The organism is Chryseobacterium sp. PCH239, from assembly GCF_018924625.1.
GTDB lineage: Bacteria > Bacteroidota > Bacteroidia > Flavobacteriales > Weeksellaceae > Chryseobacterium > Chryseobacterium cucumeris.
This window is the reverse complement of sequence record NZ_CP073027.1, coordinates 1,955,889-1,976,258: the sequence shown is the minus strand read 5'-3', so window position 1 is coordinate 1,976,258 and position 20,370 is coordinate 1,955,889. Positions and strand designations below refer to the sequence as shown.

General features: G+C 35.7%; 16 protein-coding genes and 7 tRNA genes. 11 read left to right on the top strand and 12 right to left on the bottom strand.

Annotated elements, in window-relative coordinates; translation table 11 throughout:
* Positions 1-734: 734 nt before the first annotated feature.
* The 5 genes from KBP46_RS08995 to KBP46_RS08975 form a co-directional block, all read right to left on the bottom strand.
* Positions 735-1,532, bottom strand: coding sequence for a hypothetical protein (locus KBP46_RS08995; protein WP_216445167.1), 798 nt, complete (start codon positions 1,530-1,532; stop codon positions 735-737).
* Positions 1,533-2,243: 711 nt separating this feature from the next.
* Positions 2,244-2,317 (bottom strand) — tRNA-Arg (locus KBP46_RS08990).
* Between the two features lie 12 nt (positions 2,318-2,329).
* Positions 2,330-2,404, bottom strand: a tRNA-Pro gene (locus tag KBP46_RS08985).
* Between the two features lie 244 nt (positions 2,405-2,648).
* A tRNA-Arg gene (locus tag KBP46_RS08980) sits at positions 2,649-2,722 on the bottom strand.
* Positions 2,723-2,734: 12 nt separating this feature from the next.
* A tRNA-Pro gene (locus tag KBP46_RS08975) sits at positions 2,735-2,809 on the bottom strand.
* A gap of 231 nt (positions 2,810-3,040) precedes the next feature.
* Here KBP46_RS08975 and KBP46_RS08970 point away from each other — a divergent pair.
* The 9 genes from KBP46_RS08970 (at position 3,041) to KBP46_RS08930 (ending at position 7,839) form a co-directional block, all read left to right on the top strand.
* Entirely contained in the window at positions 3,041-3,589 is a 549-nt protein-coding gene (locus KBP46_RS08970) for a hypothetical protein (RefSeq protein WP_216445166.1), read from the top strand.
* Between the two features lie 153 nt (positions 3,590-3,742).
* Entirely contained in the window at positions 3,743-4,135 is a 393-nt protein-coding gene (locus KBP46_RS08965) for a hypothetical protein (protein WP_216445165.1), read from the top strand.
* A 33-nt stretch (positions 4,136-4,168) separates the two neighbouring features.
* Entirely contained in the window at positions 4,169-4,522 is a 354-nt protein-coding gene (locus KBP46_RS08960) for a hypothetical protein (RefSeq protein WP_216445164.1), read from the top strand.
* 28 nt (positions 4,523-4,550) lie between these two features.
* Positions 4,551-5,189, top strand: coding sequence for a hypothetical protein (locus KBP46_RS08955; RefSeq protein ID WP_062676447.1), 639 nt, complete (start codon positions 4,551-4,553; stop codon positions 5,187-5,189).
* 93 nt (positions 5,190-5,282) lie between these two features.
* Positions 5,283-5,630: a hypothetical protein gene (locus tag KBP46_RS08950; protein WP_062676446.1), complete on the top strand. Its 348-nt coding sequence runs from the start codon at positions 5,283-5,285 to the stop codon at positions 5,628-5,630.
* Positions 5,631-5,741: 111 nt separating this feature from the next.
* Entirely contained in the window at positions 5,742-6,236 is a 495-nt protein-coding gene (locus KBP46_RS08945) for a hypothetical protein (protein WP_216445163.1), read from the top strand.
* Between the two features lie 29 nt (positions 6,237-6,265).
* A complete protein-coding gene (locus KBP46_RS08940; RefSeq protein ID WP_216445162.1) occupies positions 6,266-6,460 on the top strand; it encodes a hypothetical protein in 195 nt (64 codons plus the stop codon).
* 125 nt (positions 6,461-6,585) lie between these two features.
* The gene (locus KBP46_RS08935; protein ID WP_216445161.1) at positions 6,586-7,188 is read left to right on the top strand and encodes a hypothetical protein; all 603 of its coding nucleotides are present in this window, start codon (positions 6,586-6,588) and stop codon (positions 7,186-7,188) included.
* A gap of 126 nt (positions 7,189-7,314) precedes the next feature.
* On the top strand, positions 7,315-7,839 hold the full coding sequence (locus KBP46_RS08930; protein WP_120232959.1) for a thermonuclease family protein: 525 nt from the start codon (positions 7,315-7,317) through the stop codon (positions 7,837-7,839).
* Between the two features lie 154 nt (positions 7,840-7,993).
* Here KBP46_RS08930 and KBP46_RS08925 read toward each other — a convergent pair whose 3' ends face one another.
* The 4 genes from KBP46_RS08925 to KBP46_RS08915 form a co-directional block, all read right to left on the bottom strand.
* On the bottom strand, positions 7,994-10,570 hold the full coding sequence (locus KBP46_RS08925; protein WP_253297246.1) for a T9SS type B sorting domain-containing protein: 2,577 nt from the start codon (positions 10,568-10,570) through the stop codon (positions 7,994-7,996).
* On the bottom strand, positions 10,567-11,079 hold the full coding sequence (locus KBP46_RS23640) for a hypothetical protein (RefSeq protein WP_253297245.1): 513 nt from the start codon (positions 11,077-11,079) through the stop codon (positions 10,567-10,569). The genes KBP46_RS08925 and KBP46_RS23640 overlap by 4 nt, the downstream gene beginning before the upstream one ends.
* 91 nt (positions 11,080-11,170) lie before the next feature.
* Entirely contained in the window at positions 11,171-14,317 is a 3,147-nt protein-coding gene (locus KBP46_RS24035; RefSeq protein WP_301285843.1) for a T9SS type B sorting domain-containing protein, read from the bottom strand.
* A gap of 78 nt (positions 14,318-14,395) precedes the next feature.
* Entirely contained in the window at positions 14,396-16,687 is a 2,292-nt protein-coding gene (locus KBP46_RS08915) for a fibronectin type III domain-containing protein (RefSeq protein ID WP_216445160.1), read from the bottom strand.
* 385 nt (positions 16,688-17,072) lie between these two features.
* Here KBP46_RS08915 and KBP46_RS08910 point away from each other — a divergent pair, with 385 nt between their 5' ends.
* Both KBP46_RS08910 and KBP46_RS08905 read left to right on the top strand, forming a co-directional pair.
* Positions 17,073-18,716 (top strand): AraC family transcriptional regulator, encoded by a 1,644-nt coding sequence (locus KBP46_RS08910; RefSeq protein ID WP_062676440.1) that lies wholly within the window; start codon positions 17,073-17,075, stop codon positions 18,714-18,716.
* Positions 18,716-19,849: a hypothetical protein gene (locus KBP46_RS08905; RefSeq protein WP_216445159.1), complete on the top strand. Its 1,134-nt coding sequence runs from the start codon at positions 18,716-18,718 to the stop codon at positions 19,847-19,849. Before KBP46_RS08910 ends, KBP46_RS08905 begins: the two co-directional genes overlap by 1 nt.
* Before the next feature lie 121 nt (positions 19,850-19,970).
* Here the strand turns inward: KBP46_RS08905 and KBP46_RS08900 are convergent.
* The 3 genes from KBP46_RS08900 to KBP46_RS08890 all read right to left on the bottom strand — a co-directional run bounded on the left by KBP46_RS08900 (position 19,971) and on the right by KBP46_RS08890 (position 20,261).
* A tRNA-Arg gene (locus KBP46_RS08900) sits at positions 19,971-20,044 on the bottom strand.
* A 42-nt stretch (positions 20,045-20,086) separates the two neighbouring features.
* Positions 20,087-20,161 (bottom strand) — tRNA-Pro (locus KBP46_RS08895).
* Positions 20,162-20,176: 15 nt separating this feature from the next.
* Positions 20,177-20,261: transfer RNA gene (locus KBP46_RS08890), tRNA-Ser, on the bottom strand.
* Between the last annotated feature and the right edge of the window lie 109 nt (positions 20,262-20,370).

Sequence of the window (20,370 nt, the reverse complement as noted above, 5' to 3'; positions counted from 1 at the left end):
CAGGGGTAAACTCTTATTACTTTTGAGGAGAATAACCATCATATTCATTATGTTTTATGTTCGTGAAGATTATTTAACCTCAGATATTGATCTTATAAATTGATAGAGATCAGTCTGTGCTTCAAGGTGTAGTTTTTTGCGTAATCGGTATTTCTTCGTTTGTACAGATCTGTGCTCCATAGAAGAATACTGTGCCATTTCTTTTGAAGAGAACCCCAGCCATATCATAGCACAGAAAGATAAGTCAGAGGGGGAAAGATTAGCGTTGATTTTTAAAAGTTGCTGGCAGACCTCAGGATATGTTTCCTGAAATAATGCTAAAAAGCCAACATCGTTTTTTTTTGCCAGTTGAATGATCTGCTCATGATTTTCATTGAGCTTTCTTTTTAGAATTTTTGCTTCTTCTTCCTGCCGAAGAATAATTGTTTTACTTTCAATAAGCCTTTTTTTCTTTCTTTTAAACTGTAGATAAAAATAAAGAGATAGTAAAAAAATAAGTACAAACAGAACCCCTCCATACCATAAAAATGACAGGAATTTGTTTTTTTGTTTTTCTTCTTCTTTCTTTGAAATTTTATTAAAAGCTAATGTGATAGCTTTGCTTTGGTCATTGTCTAAGCTGTCTTTTAGTGAGGTGGCCTTGCTTAAATATTCAGATTCTTTCTCAGATTCTTTAAGGTCTTTATAAACTGTGGCCAGCCATCTGTAATTATCTAAGACCAGATAAGGTCTGTTTACTTCCTTTGCCAGTTCAAGGGATTGTTGATAGATATCAATAGCCTCATTATTTTTTTCTGAACATACAGAAAAAAGCCATAATTATATAAAATAACCGCTCTCTGGTATTTATTATTTTTAAACCTTTTGGTTTCTATCAGGTTAAGGCTTTTTTTAAAATAATAATTGGCTGAATCTAAATTTCGATCATACTTTGTATAATGATATGCTATAAGTGCTATATCTAAAGGATTCAGATCTATTTTCATTGCTTTATGAAGGTAGACGAGTGATGAATCAGACTGTTCAACTCCGTCGAAATACGATGCCCGGGTTGAATAAACATACCGTAAAAAAAATCGGCAGTCCTGATTATCTTTTTTCAATCTTAAAGCAAATTTCATGGCCTTTGAATTATAACCTAAAGCCATTTTAGGGAGATTCATCCTGTTGTAGACCTGTGAATATTCCTGATTGATTTTACCGGCAAGAAAATCATCATTGATATCTTTTGATTTTTCCTCAGCATCATTCAGATATTCTATGGCCTTTTTAAATTCTCCTGTAAGCCATAGACGATTCGCAATATTGGCATAACCCCAGGCTTCTCCTTTAAGGTAATTATTTTGCTGTGCTTCTTTTATAATTTTTTGATTCCAAATGATCAGATCCTTGTTAGATATTTGGGTTCTGAGTTCTTCATTTGTTTTTATGAGTAAAGTATCTATTTGCTGTATACTATAGTGTTGTGGAAATAGTTTTGAACAACCGCATGTAAAAACAATACAATAGATTATTCTATTAAAATTTTTCAAAGATTTCATCATCATAGAATAAATACTATATTGAGAATAATACAAAAATTAAATATAATGCAAGATAAAAGTGAATTCATTATAATATAAACTACTGTTTATTAACTCTTGTAATTATGACTAATATCCACAAAAAACAGGTGGGATTATTAACCCCACCCGTTAGGCATCATAAAGGTTTTTTGATCAATTTTGTGTTTTAGAATCGATAATTTGCTGCAATTTCAAGAAAAGAAAGGAAATAAGAAAATTATAGAATACATCATAGGTACATCATGTTGTTTTACTTTATCTGTAAGGGTTGTTATTAGGTTGTATGTATGGTGTAGGTTCATTGCGTGCATACATTGTATAGTGGTTTTGTAATGGATGTTGTGCTTATGCTTACTTTGCATGAAGTTTAAAAAAAGAAAAGAAAAAATAATTTTAATGTTCGGTATGTCTTTTTCTTTACCAATATTTTTCCAATCTATTAGATGTAAATCGGCATACGAATGAAAATAAAAGCTTCAGTATTTTATATTGTTAAATGGGAGTTTCTTAATTATGATGTAGAAATATCTAAGTAGCAGATACGGGTTTTCCTAGTGATATTTAATACTAAGAATAATAACTTCTTCAGCAGCATGCCAGAATGAGTGACTACGAGTATGAGTTCCAAAGATCCTGAATATAACAAAAAAGACTTACTGTTTCCAGTAAGTCTTTAAGTGAGCGCGAAAGGATTCGAACCTTTGACCGTCTGCTTAGAAGGCAGATGCTCTATCCAGCTGAGCTACGCACCCTAAATTTATAAGTCGGGGCGGCAGGATTCGAACCTGCGACCTCCTGGTCCCAAACCAGGCGCGATGACCGGACTACGCTACGCCCCGAAGGATCATCAGTAACGATTTTTACTTCGTTTTTGCGGTTGCAAAGGTACAATACTTTTTGGAATAAAAAAAATAAAATTAGAGATAATTTTTAATTATTTTTTCGTGAACGCTCTTTGATTCGTTGTACCTGTTTAATAATCATATTCTTATATTATTTTATTATTCCTCACTAAAATGGAGAACTTTTAGCAGGGCCTGAGCAAAAACAAAAAAGACTCACTGTTTCCAGTAAGTCTTTAAGTGAGCGCGAAAGGATTCGAACCTTTGACCGTCTGCTTAGAAGGCAGATGCTCTATCCAGCTGAGCTACGCACCCTAAATTTATAAGTCGGGGCGGCAGGATTCGAACCTGCGACCTCCTGGTCCCAAACCAGGCGCGATGACCGGACTACGCTACGCCCCGAAGGATCATCGATAACGAATTTTACATCGTTTTTAGGGCTGCAAAGTTGCAATTCTTTTTGGAATAAAAAAAGAAAATGAGGTATAATTTTTAATTAATTTTTTATGAACTCTTTTTATTACCTTTACCCTATTAATAACCATTGATTTAGCCCTCTTAAAAATGATGAAAGAATTTTCTTTTTTTTTGTTCACATTAAACATTCTTACCCCAAAATATAGAAAAATAACCTTGAAAACAGAAGTTCGTTTTCTTCTGTTCTGTTTTTTGATGATGCTGTATTCTTGCTGTAAGGATCATGAATTTGTTAATTACACTATTGCTAATGCATCACTGAGTTTACCCAAATCAATGAGCATTAAAAAAGAAAGAGCCGAAGATTCTCAGATATACAGCATTAATGCTGGAAATAGGCATGTTGGCTATATTTACTATGGTGATTACAAACCTTTTGTGGAAGATAATTATATGGTTACGGTAGAGCCTGAGCTTTTTGAGAAGTTTAAGAATAACAGAGAATTCAGAGCTTATCTTTCTGATAATTCTGATAGAGATTACAGAAACGGAATTTATAATGTTAATTATTATTACTACGATACAATCAATAAACACAGAGCTCAGATTATGATGCCGAAAAAAATGGATAAAGGACTTATTGGGATTCATTTTGACAGTGTAGATATTCATCAAAATAAAATGGCAATAATTATCAATGATTTAAGTGAAGAGAATAAAGAATTATTTTTAAAAGTTTTTAAAACTATTAAATTCAATCCGTAAATACCCAATATGCAAAGTTTACTATCGTGATGAATTTTTTTATCAATTATATTACCCACCAGAGATAGTACATGAAGGTTGGATTTGATAAAATCATGAAAATTGATCAGCCCGGTTTACCATTAATTTTGACGAAAAATAAATAAAATAGAAGTGACCATTATTCAATTACATATACTTGACTGGTATGATGATATTATAACATCATGGGTTTCACTGGAAAATGATTCCTATATTTTTACTTGTGTTCAGAAGGATTTTACAGATGGAGAGAAAACATATTATGGTGTAAAAACAGATGAAAAATCATCTAAAGAGATGCAGAATATCATAGGGAAAAAGACTTTTACTAAAAGGGATTGGAGTACCATAAATCGTATTTTTGAAGAGAATAACAAAAGTGATAATGTATTTTTATTGAGAACATTATCATTATCCGTGGGTTTGGATATTACTTTTAGTAAAGTGAGAAATTCAGATATCAGAACGATTATGCTTCCTGTTGATATTTCAACACTATATACTTGTCAGGATAGAGATTTGTAGAAAGCAGGCAGTTACTGACTAAAACAAGAATTAATGAAAGATATATTTGAATTTAAAATTGTAATTCATGAAGATATGCCGGAGAATCTGGTAGACCGTTTCATTGCTTTTATTGAAGGTTGTTCAGTATATTGGGGTGGTGGCTGTTCTGATAATCAGATCAATGGAGGATTATATACTGATGAGAATATAATAATTAATATCAATGATTTTGTGAAAGAATTTGTTGAATTTTTTTTACACCTGGAAATTACGATCCAGAAAATTGAGATTGATATAGAAGATTTTTATTTTTATCGTTTTGATCATGATTTTTTATTGAAAATTATTCTTCTCTACCTGTCAATATTGGCTGTTGGAAATTATAATTATTCCGGCGAAAACTGAAATATCTCCAAAAAAGCATTAGTGTTTTATGAAGAAATATAGAGATACCCATCATTATTACCTTTCCAATTTTTTTAAACACAGTGAATTGAACTATGATAGCTTATGGTTGTTTTATAACTATGAAGACGGAATCCAAATGGAAACTTTTTTTCCTGATCAGAAGGTTTATTCTTTTTTGTGGGAGTATGCGGATACAGATATTTTAATAAAAATTGATGAGTGGAAAAGAGCTTTCAGAAGAAATGCTATTGAGATAGTGCAAGAAGCTAAGTTGCATATCCGAAACTATTTGTCACAAGAGCGAAAAGTATATCTGGATTGCCTGGAAACCAGTCTTGTAACGGCAGATGGAAAATTTAAAGACCTGACTGCATATGATATCGGACAACGTTTTGTTCAGATTGTAGCCGATGAAAATATCTCCTTTACTGATATTGATTTAAGTTTTCTGGAAGTAACAGATACAGCAGATAAATTTCGAGCGTTGATCAGGATTCTGGATACTGATGGTATTCAGGCGCTCATCTTAAATGGTTACCATCATCGGGGAGAATTACTTAAAGTTTGCATTGTGAAGAAGGGAGAAACCGGCTTAAAAACAAAGGAAGTATTGTCCTTACCTATTTTTGAAAACACCTATGTGGCGATGCCATTTAATTGGTAAAACTACAATTCTGCTGATGATGGTATTTTTGATATTGCTTTTAACCTTATGATTGTTTTTTTTGAATTTTAATTGTTTTTTTAATTAGGAAAAATGAATAGAAATAAGAGTTTTGTAATCCTGTTGGTTATTATTGCTATAGTATTCCTATACAAACTGATATTTTCTTCAAAAAATGAAGGCAGTTTTATTGATGAAATTAGAGAAAAGGATATAAAATCAATAGTTAGAAAAAAGTATATGAATCATGATAATCACAATATACCATTTCTGGTGTATGGCCATCAAGATAGTATTGTAGTTTACAGAGATTGGTGGGATAAAGTTGTGGTTGGAGACTCGATAATAAAACCAAAAGGATCTTTAGAAGTGATTATAAAAAATTCTGATAAAATTGAAAAACTGGATTATGAAAATCAATTTGGTTTAGAGGGGCAATAACTTAATATATTTGGTTTTAGCTAATATCAAAAAACTTATACAAACTTACAGACTTTGCCGGATAAGATCATAGAAGTAAAGTCTGTTTATGAATAGAATAATTTAATAAAAATGGAGATATTCTTAAATAATATTAAAATAGATTATCTAGATATTACTAGAGATGAGAAAATTGTTAATGATAAATTATTACTGAAAGTTAAGCCTGAAGCTAAATCCATTATTTTAGATGAATTAGAAAAGCCTGAAATCAAACTAACTGTAAAAATTTACAATAAAGCAGGTAAAAAAGGAATATTATATAAAACCCGATTTATCATAGACTATGTTTTAACTGAAGAAGACTATAATGAGCCAGATGGAATTGTTCTTTATGGAACTATGATTAATAAAATGAGTATTACGGGAAGTGGATATGATCAATATCTCATGAAAATTTTTTACGATTGGTTCAATCATTCAGAATTTAACTGGCGGAAGACTGAGAACAGTGAACTTAAAAACTCTTATCTCCAGGCTTGTTTTATTTGGAATAACGGTCTTTATACAATGAGTAAAGAGAATAACATCATGAAAATGGAGGGAGATCTTGTTAAAGACAACTAGGTGAATTGTTCTTTGGAAAAAAAGGTTTTATGGGAAGTGGGTTGGATTCACTTCATGATCATACCGTAAGTAAGAATAATAATATGAAAGATTTTCATCTATATATCAATTCTGCACAAGCCATAGAAGATGCCTTAGGAGTTAATTATTTTACAACATCTCTGGAGCTCTTAAAAAGAACAGGTCTTAATATTTACATAGATCATTTAGTCTTTCAGGATTAATTGCTTCAATTATAGTAGTTTTCCCTCTTTGAGAAAAACAATAAGGGAAACAACCATGTGTATCTAAAGTATGCTCAAGCAGTTTACTTGTACGTTGCAGATAAAAATAATAAACAAAGTAAGTGATGAAAAAAATATTCATTGTTATAGTTTTTTTGCTATTTAATGTGATCATTTGGGGACAAACTCCTGTCGGAAATACCAAATATGAAAAGTTAAAGACATTTTTAAAAAAAGATAGTTTGGCATTTCAACAGTTTTTAATGGCTAAAAAATGTTTTTGCAGAGAGAATTTTTTGACTCTTAATGAGCGTAGGGCTGTAAAAAAAACTAATCATTCTACTAAAGACTTAAATGAATTATTTCAAGTTTTAAAAAATGGAGGATATTTATTCTTCGTAGCAATTGATGCTCAAAAGATAGCCTCTTTTTTTAGTAATAAACTGATTGATGAATATGTTTCAAGTAGTGGACGTATCAGCGATGATGGTAATAGAATTGATAATAAAGATATACTATGCGAAACCATTTCTTCACAAACTAAATATAATTACAGTCAATACATTAGTTTCATTAACAATTTAGACAATTATATATTACCGCTAAATAAAGGGACTACCTTTCTTAAAGAAGATACATACTTGGATGAATTGTACTACTATTATCCCGGTAAAAAAGAACGCTGGTATAATTTTAACGATGTTCATAAAGTATTGGATGTTGAATAGTTTGCTCCGCAAAGTCTCCCGACTTTGAGGCGAAAAAAATGAAATAACTTAATTCAATATAAAAAACCTCGCAAAACGCGAGGTTTTTGTAATTAAACAAGTCTTTCTAATCCCTATATTTGCTCCATGAAACGACTAATGCTGCTGTATGTACTTTTCCCTTTATTTCTATTCTCACAGACTACCGGAAAAGTGATCAAAATTTCAGACGGAGATACCATTACTTTACTCTTAAAAGGAAATCAACAAAAGAAAATTAGACTTGCCGAAGTTGATTGTCCGGAAAGCGGGCAGGCATTTGGTAAAAATGCGAAACAGTTTACTTCTGCTCAGGTATTCGGAAAAACGGTAAACTTTGTTGAAACAACTACAGATCGTTATGGAAGATCCATTGCGAAAGTATATTATGATGACGGGAAATATCTTTCCAAAGAGCTTATCAAAGCAGGATTAGGATGGTGGTATTTTTCCTACTCAAAAGATGCGTCTCTGGGCAAAATTCAGGAAACTGCAAAGCTTAAAAAAATGGGACTTTGGCAGGATAGTAATGCTCTTGCTCCCTGGGACTACCGTAAAATGAAACGTGAGCTTAGAAATAATAAGAAAATCGAAGCGGCAAAGAACGGTACAAAAATAAAAGGAGCTGCATAATATTCTGACGGAAGCTTGAAGATAGGAGAGGGCGTTAATAATTAAACGCCAGTATATACCTAAGGATAGAAGAAAAACAGAAACTGTCTCAAAAAAATGAGACAGTTTCTTTAAACAAAAAGTATTACAATCCTGATTAGGCTTTGTATTTGAATTAATTCCTATTTTTGACCATGATCCATCCGGTATAGGAAATGAGCTTTTGGGTATCCGGATCTGTCCATTTTATTTCATACCAATAAGTACCACTGCTCACTGGAGTACCACCGATGGTGCCATCCCATTTTAAGTTATTATTTTTATCGGATGAATGAATAAGCTGTCCGTATCGGTTGAAAATACCAAACTTCAGATCTTTCAAAAATCCAAGCTCTGAATAATCCAGACTATCATTGATGCCGTCACTGTTTGGTGTAATTGCATTGATGAGATTTGGAACCAGAATCTGAGTCTCCACAGGACGGCAATTATTGGAATCTTTTACGTAGAAAATATTTTTACCTCTCGGAAGACCTGTAAATATATTAGAATCCTGCCATATCATTCCATCCCTTGAATATTGATAAGGCGGTGTACCGCCTTCCACAGTAAGGGTAACTGTATTTCCTGTAGTTTCTATCTTTTTAATTTTTGGAACAGGAACAGATAGTACTTTTACAAACTGTTTCGTTTCACATCCATTGGAAGTCAGGATTACCCAATAATTACCTATGGAAGCGGTGATAGATGGAGTAGTTGCTCCTGTGTTCCATAAATAAGAGGTATAGCCCGGCCCGGCATCCAATGTAACGCGTGCATCCGGACATATGTACTGATCCACCAGAAGAGCAGAAGGCTTGGGTGGAATCACAGTTAAAGTAATTGGGGCAAAATCAAAACAACCATTGCCAGTAATTACCTTTACATATACTGTTGTATTTGAAGAAATATAAGCGGTAGGAGTAGTTATTTCATTCGTCCCGTTTGTGGCATCCGTTAAAGTAGGATAATACTTTTTTGTCACAGGAGCAGTGCTTGTAACAAGGGCTGTGGTTAAATCGAAAGTTCCAGTATTAGGATTGTCTGGAACAAAGCATCCGTTGAGGGTTGCATTCTGCACATTAGGAGCAGGATAAAACTGAAGGGTAATTTTAGCATTGGCCGTACAGCCTTCCACTGTAGTTACTTTTACGAATACTGTCGCAGGAGCGACTGATGGATATGCATTGGCAGGAATAATTTCATTGGTTCCTGCATTTAAGTCAGCCATGGTAGGATAATATTTTCGGATGGCATTGGTTGGTCCTCCTACAGCAGCTGTAGTAAGATTGAAAATACCTGTTCCGTTGGTCTCGCAGGTTTTTACAGTCGTATCCGTTAAAATCAGAGGCTGTACTGTTATATTGACTTTTACCTGTTCACAATCTATAAAATCCGGGTCGTTTCCACAGAATTTATAAATGAAAGTATCGGTGCTTGTTCCAGTATTGGCTGTATAAGTAAGAATTCCTGTTGAAGGATTTACTGTTAAAGTCCCGTTCACCGGAGCAGCAATGATCTGTACTGTTCCCGGGACCGGAGTCTGTGTAGAGTTGGAGAATGCAGGAGTGATGGCGGTAGGAGTCCCGGCGCTGCAGACATTCATTGATTTTACAGTATTGACAAGGCAGGTGTATACCTTGTAGGGATATGTTGTGAGAGGATTACAGGTGCTTTTAGTAATTGATACGGTATAATTTCCTGCCTGGGTAGGAGTATAGGTATTATTGTTCGCACCCTGAATAGGGGTGCCGTTAAGATTCCATTGATAATGGTCAAAACCGCTTTCCACTTCTAACACAATTCCCGGAATACATTCTCCGGCGGATTTGCTGATTACCGGAATGGAATTGAAACCTGCAAAATATCCTCCGTAGCCAAGATTTCCACTACCTCCGATAATACCGGCTGTAACGGCTTTGGTAGAAGTTACTGTTATATTTCCAGTGATATTGGGAATTGAGTATGAAACCCAGTTTGGAGTTCCGGTGACAGGAAATGGCCCTTCTGCTGCGGTGGGAGTTACGCCGTTTACTGCGACTCCGGCCCCGGTTTGGGTAAGAATATTAAGCTTTACAGAAAGAGGCGGATTGAATGTGGTATAATAAGGAAGTTCTCCTATTTTTCCTATTTCATCAATAACAGTAGGCAGAAAACAGTTAAGAGGCGGTATATAATTAAAACCTTCCGTAGCATCATTGTCTGCAATACCTGATAATAATTGATAGACATAAACATTCTTTGATGCTTTGATATACATATTATGATGAGAAGGCCCATTGAGTACATAATTCATTGCACTTACTCTGTAATATTGCCCTTCATTGAGTGTTATTACAGGTGCAGGGTTGTTGTTAAGCCTGATTTCTGTATTGTTCTCTGTCGCAACAATAATGGCTCCTTCAATTTCAGGAAGGAGATTTCCCATTCCTTTAATGAGAACAAACTCTTGTCCTAAACGTTCAACCGGAACAGACTGATCCATGATAATATCCTCCCCGTTATAAGGAGGTGTCATTCCAAACTGACCATGATAATTTCCATTGGTAACAGATACAGGTTTTGTAGATTCTATTTTAGCTCCGATAAAACCATCTTTATTTCCGGGCTTATTGGCGTAGCCTGCAAAAATATAAGACTGTCCTTTATTCAGAGTGATTGTAATACTGGGATGGGTAAGTCCGTTAAAATTATTGTAGAACCACGTTGTCATACCATATCCTGAAACTTTGACCTGGGTATTGTCTTCAGTTGCCAGGATACCACAGGAAAATTTTGTGAAGACTGGTTATTCATCAATGGAGCATATACTGCATAGAATTTATTACCAATACCGGCTTTTCCCTTGGACGTCAGAATTTCTCCATGATTAACTTCCGAAAACCTGTAGGTGGCAAAAAAAGGAAGGTCTCCATGAAGATAAAGCCCTCTTGTTTTTACACTCATTGCATCGGTTGTATTTTGTCCTATCATCAGATTCATCGGGACATCAAATGTCTGCGGATTTCCTTTGCTGATAGTCACTGTTCCTATTACAGTGTTATTATTATAAATACTGACAGGAAACGGTGTTGTATTGTCTGTAGAAAGATACAATGCCTGTTTGGGTGAACCATTCGAAGAACTCGCCACCATAGGAGCAAACCAATGCTCTGTATCCCTTTGTGCAAAAACAGATGATGATACAAATAGTAATATAAAGATAAATAAGATCCTTTTCATAAGCTTTAAGGAAGATTAGATTAAATGAGGCAGACAGCTTTTCATGAAAGCCAGCTTTGTTACAGTTGATTGATTGTGTTTAGATTAATCTTTAATTTTTCAGTAAGATCCATCCTGTGTATTTGATGATGGTGTCTTTCAGGGTGGGTTCTTTCCAGGTGATTACATACCAGTAAGTTCCGGTGAACAGTTTTTTATTATTGAACATGCCGTCCCAAGTATAATTGTTAAAACGTGTACCTGTAAAAACATTGTTTCCATATCTGTCATGTACCGTAAAGGATAACTCTTTCTTGTAAGCAAATTCTGCGTAAGAAATGCTATCATTAACATTATCTCCATTAGGTGTAATGGCATTGATGATGTTCATCATTGTCAGTTCTACCTGTATGGGCTCGCAGTTGTAAGAATCCTTTACATAAAACTTATTCTGACCATTAGGCAGGCCTGTAAACACATTTGAATTTTGCCATTTAATCCCATCAATGGAATATAAGTAGGGTGGATTTCCTCCTATTACAGTAAGTGTTGCTTTATTATTGTCGAAATCAATTTGCCTGATAACAACGTCAGGTGCTTTTTTTACGGAAACATGCTGCTTTGTAAAACAGTTGTCATGTCCTAAAATCACCCAGTAATTTCCTACTCTTACATTAGAAATAGAAGAAGTTGTATCTCCTGTGCTCCATTCATAAGACTCATAGCCGGATCCTGCATCCAGTGTTGTTGTAGCATTAAAACATATGAATTGATCTTTAAGCAATGGGGAAGGATGAGGCAGTGTGACGGTAAGAGTTACTGTCGCAATAGTGTAACATCCTGTAGCATTGATGATTTTAATGTATACCGTTCCGCCGGAGGAAATGTAAACACTGGGATTCAGGATAGCATTGATACCTGCTCCAGCATCCTGTAGTGTTTTATAATATTCTTTTGCAATACCTGTTTCGCTGGTAACAGATGCCTGGGTGAGATCAAAGCTTCCTTTATCCGGAGCGGAAGCAATATAACATGACGTTAAAGATGTATTCCGAACCTGCGGGGAAGGATTAAACAGGAGACTGATCTTTGCCTGGGCAGAACACCCTTCAAGGGTTGTTACTTTTACATAAATGTCTTTAGGAACAGATGATACATAAGCATTGGCTGGAATAATTTCATTAGTACCGGCAGCCAGATCTGCGGCGGTGGGATAATATTTCTTACTACTTCCCGATGGTCCTCCCACATTGGCAGAAGTGAGATCAAAAAGTCCGCTTCCGTTATTGCTGCATGCTTTAATGGAGGTATTCGTTACTGTGACTGTTTGGACAGTGATATTGACTTTTACTTCTTCGCAATCTGTAAATTCAGGAACATTGCCGCAGAATTTGTAGGTGAAAGTATCTGCAGCTCCGGTACTGGCTGTATAAGTAAGTATTCCTGTTGTAGGGTTTACTGTGAGTGTACCATTGGCAGGCGGACTGATGATTTGTACCGTTCCCGGAACCGGAGTTTGGGATGAATTCGTAAATGAAGGCGTTATGTTTACCGGGGTTCCTGTTGAACACACCGTTAATGCTTTTGTGGTATGAGCTAGACATGAAAATGCCTTATAAACCGGTGTTGTGACAGAGGGACAGCTTCCACCCACAGATACGGTAACGGTGTAATTTCCCGGTTGAGTAGGAGTATATGTGTTGGTATTCGCTCCCGGAATAGCATTTCCGTTAAAATTCCATTGATAAGTTGTATAGCTATCATCTACTTCCAGTGTCATTCCCGGAATACAGGTTCCGTTTTTCTTGGCAATAACAGGGATAGAAGAAAATCCGGCAAAATAACCACCGTAGCCTACATTTCCTTCACCGGCAGCAATACCAGCCGTCACAGCTTTAGTAGATTCTACGGTAATATTACCTGTAACATTCGGTACAGAATAAGTAACCCAATTAGTATTTCCGGTTACGGGGAACGGTCCTTGTGCGGGAGGTAAAGGTATTCCGTTAACAGTTACTGTAGCTCCTGTCTCAGTGATGATATTGAGTTTTACTGCAGGAGTGATAGCAGTATAATAAGGTAATACATTGATCATACCTATTTCATCAATCTTCTTAGGAAGAAAACAGTTGAGAGGAGGAATATAATTAGCCCCGATGGTAATTTCAACAAATGATGTTGCTGTTCCAGCCATCAATTGATAAACATAGGCTTTTTTGGTAGTCCGGATGTGCATGTTATAATGTCCGGTACTATTTTGATTCATATAAGAAGAAGAGCCGATCCGATAGAACTGCCCTTCATTAAGAGTGGCAATCGGGTTCACATCATCATTGAGATATACCTGTGTATTATTCTCTGTAGCGGTTACTACAGCACCCTCTACATTTGATGCGATCGGAGCCATGCCCTTAACAAGGACAAAATCATCCCCTAAACGTTCTACCGGTATCGACTGGTCCATTAAAATATCACCGCCATTATTGGAGTTAACAATCTGACCGTTGAAATTTCCGTTAGTAACAGTTACAGGTTTATTAGACTCAATTTTAGCTCCAATAAAACCGCTTTGGTTTCCTGTCTGGTTTCCTGTACCTTCTATAATATACGACTGCCCTTTTTGTAAGGTAAAAGTCATTGAAGGCGTATTGGTACCAGTAGTCCCATTGGAGAATTGAACGGAAGCTCCATAATTAGATACTGTTACCATTGTATTATCTTCAGTAGCAAGTACTCCACAGGTGAAATTGTTATTGGAAGAAGCTGTAGCAATAGGCCCATAAGCAACATAAAATTTGTTTCCAATACCAGCTTTTCCTTTGGACGTAAGTATTTCTCCATGATTTTTTGTAGAGAATCTGAAAGTACAGAAAAAAGGTTTTTCTCCTTTAACATAAATACCTCGTCCGGTTACTTTAAAAACTTCTGATTGTGACCCCGTAATCATTTTATCCATAGGAATGTCAAAAGATTGGGGATTGCCTTTGCTGATTGTTACATTTCCAATGGCTGTATTATTGTTATAGATCGTGACGGGAAATGGAGTTGTAGAATCTGTCGATAAAAATAAAGCCTGTTTATTGGAATCATTAAGTCTGGACATCATCGGGGCAAACCAATGTTCCGTATCTCTCTGGGAAAAAAGCATATTGCTTCCAAATGATAAAATGAGCACTGTAAAAAGAAGCTTTCTGAGCAATAAAAGCCAGTGCTTTCCTGTTTCGGAAGCAGGCTTATAAACGAAGTAAAAATCTTTCATTGAATAAGTTTAAGGAGGATAAAACTGTCATAAAAGCGATGAACAAGTTTCCACCGCTTTTGATGACAGAGACAACATTTATTTCTTTATGGCTTTTACGGTGTGAGAAGTACCGTCTTTCATGATCATTTTTATTAAATATATTCCTGATGCCAGATCTTTTAATGAAATTGTATGGTCAGGATTCCTGATCTCAGTGACGGATTTACCCGAAGCATCATATATCATAACGGATTGCATGTTTTTATGGTCAGTCATCATAATTACATCAGTGAAAGGATTAGGGGAAATGCTTGCTTTTGATTTCACTACGTTGTCCTGTACATTCATCGTTTGTGTGGGAGCCCAAGAAACATTATCCCAGTAATACAATGCATTCCCTGAGGTTGCATATGTATCCCGGATAGCCAGTCTTGCCCCTGCCGGAACGGTATTAGGAATGACAATAGTGTACTCACTTCCTGTAGCTGGAGTATACGAGGTATTGGTAATATTCAATTGCTGGATCAATGTAAAAGTAGAAGCATCAGTAGGATTGGTCATATATCCCACCTCTAATTTTCCTGTATTCACACTGCAATAAGCATTCAGCTTCAGAGAATGAGTTCCTGCATTGATGTTGGTAAACTCAGGTAATACAGCAATGGATATATCTCCTGCAGAAATACTGCGTTGTAAAATATGTTTCGTTCCGGATAGAGCACCATTTCCATTAATATTTAAGCTTGCTATTCCTGTCACAATTCTTCCCCAGCATGGAGCATTGGTTAATAATCCCGTAGCATAAGAATCAAAATTTTCTAAAAGTGTTGCAACTGGTGCACAAAGAGTCTGTACCGATGCAATATTGCTCCATAGACTCTGATCTGAAGCACTACATCTTGATCTTATCCATATATAATAGGTTGTTGCAGAGTTTAATCCCTGGATAGTATAAGGATTAGCTGTTACCCCTGTTATATTAGGTACGGTAGATGAGGTTGGCGCGGTGTTGTTGGTACTGTAATAAATGTCGTACCCCATTGCTGGTGCTGGTGAAGGAGCTGTCCATGCTATATTCGCTGTTGCGCTGGTTACATTGGATAAAACGATATTTGTTGGAGTAAAGCACGTTGGTTTAGGCTCCCAATATACATTATCCCAGTAAATATTTACAGAAGGAACACCTCCATGTCTTATGGCCAGCCTTGCATTGGCAGGAATGGTATTGGGAATTACAACACTATATTCAAATCCATCGAAAACAGTATTACTGATATTCACAGATTGGATATTCACAAAAGAAGAAGCATCCGTATCATTGGTTACGTAACCAATATCTAATACACCGGCAGTACTGCTTACTTTTGCTTTAAATCTTAACCAGTGGGTTCCCGCATTTACATTACTGAACATCGAAAGTACAGCAATTACTGTGTTAGCTGCACCATTGGCACTCTGATACATCGCTTTGCTACTGTTCACACCACTACCGGAACCAATTGTCTGGTATCCTGATCCTAAAATAATTCTATCCCAGCAGTCAGCATTATTAGGCCCGTTTACTGCACTTTCGAAGTCTTCAAACATTGAAGTTTTAGCATCGCACTTGGTTTTAAATATCCCCCTTAAAGACCATGCACTTTTATTAGATGTACCGCAAACTGATCTTACATAATAATAGTAAGTTGTAAAAGGTGAAAGTCCGCTGATGGGTGCTGAGATTGTATTACTGGTCCCTGATATTGGCGTAGAGGCATCCGGAATAGTGGTGGAAGAAGTATAATAATATTCATAGCTTCCTGGTGCTGTTGCAGGAGCACTCCAGGAAATCATTGCAGAATTGTTGGTTATATTGGAAGAAGTAAGTGTTGAAGGAACAAAACAGGTTGGTGAAGCATCGATCTTCAAACTGAAATCTACAAAATTTCCATAATTGTTAGACCCGCATGGGGTTACAGGGTTCGGGAATGAAGTGCCGCTCTGTACCCTGATTCTATATATTCCAGCGGCCTGAGAAGGTGGAATAAAAAACAGATCATCCACAACTGAATAGCTTGAAGGTCCTAGTGGATTTTCATAAAAATCATCAAAATCTCCATCATTATTCCAGTCGATCCAGACATAAGACTTTACTCCCGATCCTGCAAAATCCAGATGAACGTTCACTGTCCCTCCAGGATATGAAGATACTGTTTGGCTGGAAGAATTGTCAACATAAGCCTGATATGAAGATGCTGTATAGTATAAAGCTCCCTGATCAGAAAATATGGCATTCTTTAAATAGTTAGACTGGCTGGAAGTGCCGGCTGTAGGAACACAGTAGGTCTGTGCATTCAGTTGAAGAACTGAAAAGAGGAAAATCATCCATAATAAGTAGTGTTTTCTCATTTTATTTCTATTTTTAAGGGTTAGATGTACCGGCTTTATCATCAGATTTTGGGCGGTATACTTAATTGTGCAGTGTATTTTTTTACTTCTTTTTTCTACATCAGTAAATATTGATTCATTGAATTATATCTTAAAAATCATATCTTAGATGATTAGAAGATTATCTTTAATTTTTTATAATGATAATGCTTAATAAGTGTGATGGTTTCATTGAAATTTGAGAATAAGTCTAATATTTTGAATCAACTTAAAGGTTTGAACAATATTAGCGTTATATTTGCCCTTCGTCAAGGAATACGCTTGCATAATTCGTTGAATTTACAAGAGTTTGAAGGATAAAATACTGTAAATCAGTAATTTGTATTTGAGTGTTTTAAAAGGAGTAATGATAGAAATATCAGATAAAAACAGTGGGGAAATGATCCTTATGTTCAAAAAAATACTGAAAAGTAATATAGCAATATTGTTTTTCATTCTGTGGTGCCCGGTTTTTATAAAGGGGCAGGCGATTCCGGATTTCAGTATTTTAACCGACAAAGCTTTTCAGAAATTATATCAGAATCCCGAAGAGTGTATCAGCTACTCACAGAGCCTTCTGATCAGTGATAAAAATGTGGAGCATAAAGTCATTCTGCGGAACATTATTTCCCAGGCTTATGCCCTTCAGGGAAACTATGTGCAGTCTGTAAGTATTTCCAATCAGAAAGAAGATGATGATAAAAAAGGAAGTCTTTCCCATTTTATTCAGTTGTTTGATGATTATAATCTGGCTGATCAGTATCAGAATTTAGGGTTGTACGGACAGTCGAAGAAAATCATTGCAGATATTTTAAAGGATTCAGAATTGTTAAAAACCAATAATCCCAAAGAACGGATGGTGCTTGCAAAACTATTCCAGCTTCAGGCTATAAATGCAGGGATTGTGAGGAACTATAATTCTGCTTTACAGAATATAGATAAAAGTAACTCCTACCTGAACAGTCATAACGCAGAAAACATGATTATCAAATGGGAAAATATCATTTTCCGGTCTACATTTCTGATGCGGCAGAACAGGCTGGGAGAATCAAAGAAATTACTTGATGATGTTATTCAGGACGTTGAAAAATATGAAAATAATGCCTTTATCTCTGCATTTGCCTATGAAAGTATGTCCCGATATTATTTTTTAAAAGGAGATTACAACGAAGCTGTAAAACAATTGGAAAAAGGATTTGCTCAAATTGAAAATCTTCCTTATAATGATCTGAAAATCATATTTTATGAATTGTTTGCACGGAGCTATCTGGCCCTCAATAATGATGAGAAATACTATTATTACAATAATTTATATACCGGTTTAAAAGCAAAACTGGATTCCAATAAAAAGGAAGGAATACAATATGTTGTGAAATTGCTTGAAACCTACCATCACAAAAACCTTGAATTCCAGGAACAGAAGAAAGAAAAGCAGCTTAAAACTGCCGGTATTGCTATCTTGATTCTTATTGCGGGAATGGTTGCTTATCTCCTGAGCGAATCATCAAGAAGTAGACACCTCAAAAAACAGCTTGATTTCTTTGAAAAACTGAAAATAAAAGAAGAGCCTTCAGCTGTAGAGGTTGGCGGGCCGAGAGAAGATCCTGTAAAAGAAAATAAAAATCAGGAAAAGGATCCTTCTAAAATCTCAAAAGAAAAAGAAGATGAAATTTTACAGAAGCTTAAAGACTGGGAAAAATCTGACGGCTACCTGAATAAAAACATGTCACTGGCTATTCTTTCCGCACAGACGGGGATAAATACTAAATATCTATCTGAAGTCATCAATAACAATAAAGGAAAGAACTTTAACGGCTACATTAATGAGCTGAGAATTGATCATATTGCGCGTCTTTTGAAAACAGATCCTGCTTATCTTAATTATAAAGTAAGCTATCTGGCAGAATACGCAGGATTTTCATCTCATGGTGCATTTACGAACGTATTCAAATCTATTACAGGAATGTCTCCCAATACCTACATCCAGGAAATTATAAAAAATAAAAACTGATGAAATTCTGGATCCATATTGTTTTGATGAGTCTTCTGCTTTTTCAGACAACTCTTGCCGGACAGAAAATTTCTGATGATTCCCTGATGAAGATTGCCAATCTGGAAATTTATAATAATCCGGACAATGCTATAAACATTGGAAAGAAACTGCTCCGAAAAGAAAGAGACCTCAATAAATCCATTAAAATCTATCTGATTCTATCTACTGCAGGAATTGCCAAGAGAAACTTTGACGAATCTCTGCAATATATTCTAAAAGCAAGAGAACTGGTTCAGAAAACCAATGATCCTAAGATCCAAACCAGTTTTTTAATTGCAGCAGCTGTGCAGTACCAACAGATGGAACTTTTCAGCAAAAGCCTTGAAACATTGGACGAAGCTGACGAATATTTGGTAAAACTGCCTGAAGATTCCTATCTGAAAAATTTTGAAACAGCCAGAAGCTTTGCCCTGCGCGGAATGATCTATAAAAGCCAGTCGAATCCGGAAATCGCTCTTCAGGAGTTTTTAATCGCGATCAGAAACTTTGAAAAAATAAAAGAGAAAAAAGAGAAAACCTATTTCAACCAGAGTATCATTTATTACAATATTGGTCATTGTTATCTCAATCTTAACCAGCCGGACAATGCCGGAACGGCTTTTATGAAATCTATGAATCTTGCAGGTATGATCAAGGCAAAAAGTCTTGAAGCGTTTGCTTTAAAAGGCCTTGCAGAGATGAACAAGCAAAAACATCAGAATCAGGAAGCTCTGAAACTGTTAATAAAAGCTGAAAACTTAGGTAAGGAAGCAGGTGATCTGTCCCTCGATGAAGGGATTTATAAAGAAATGGCGGAAAATTATCTGGCGATGGGAAATCCTAATCTTTATCAGGTCTACAGCAGAAAATACTTTGAAACAAAATTTAAGAGAGAGCAGAGCGAACTAAGCTCCATCAATCACGCTATTGATGTCCACAATATGGAAACTCAAAAGAAAAGTAAAAAGCTAGCCACCCGATATAATTATTTTATGGCTGGCATGATAATTCTTGGACTTTTTATACTGAGTATCTTTTTCTATTTTGTTATGAAAATCAGAAAGCAGAATAAGAAATATCATGACGAAATTAAACAGCTTATCAGGGATTAAATAGAAGTTTTTCAGTTTTAAATTAAGAGTACGATTTCTCTGTGATATTGTTTGATTGTAAAATAAGATCTGTAGCCTTCTAAAAACAAAAGACCTCACAATAAAAATTGTGAGGTCTTTGTGAGCGCGAAAGGATTCGAACCTTTGACCGTCTGCTTAGAAGGCAGATGCTCTATCCAGCTGAGCTACGCACCCTTAGAAGTTGATTCTCGCTTAGTAAATAAGCACATTAAAAAGTCGGGGCGGCAGGATTCGAACCTGCGACCTCCTGGTCCCAAACCAGGCGCGATGACCGGACTACGCTACGCCCCGAATATATAAGAAGAGCGGAGGGTAAGGGATTCGAACCCTTGCGACACTTTCGCGTCGACAGTTTAGCAAACTGCTCCGTTAACCACTCCGGCAACCCTCCTTTTTGTTTATTTTTTAATGATCGTTGTTCCGTTATTGCGAGTGCAAATATAGAACAGATTTCTTTATTTACCAAATAAAATTCAAGAAATTTTTGTGTATTTTTGAGG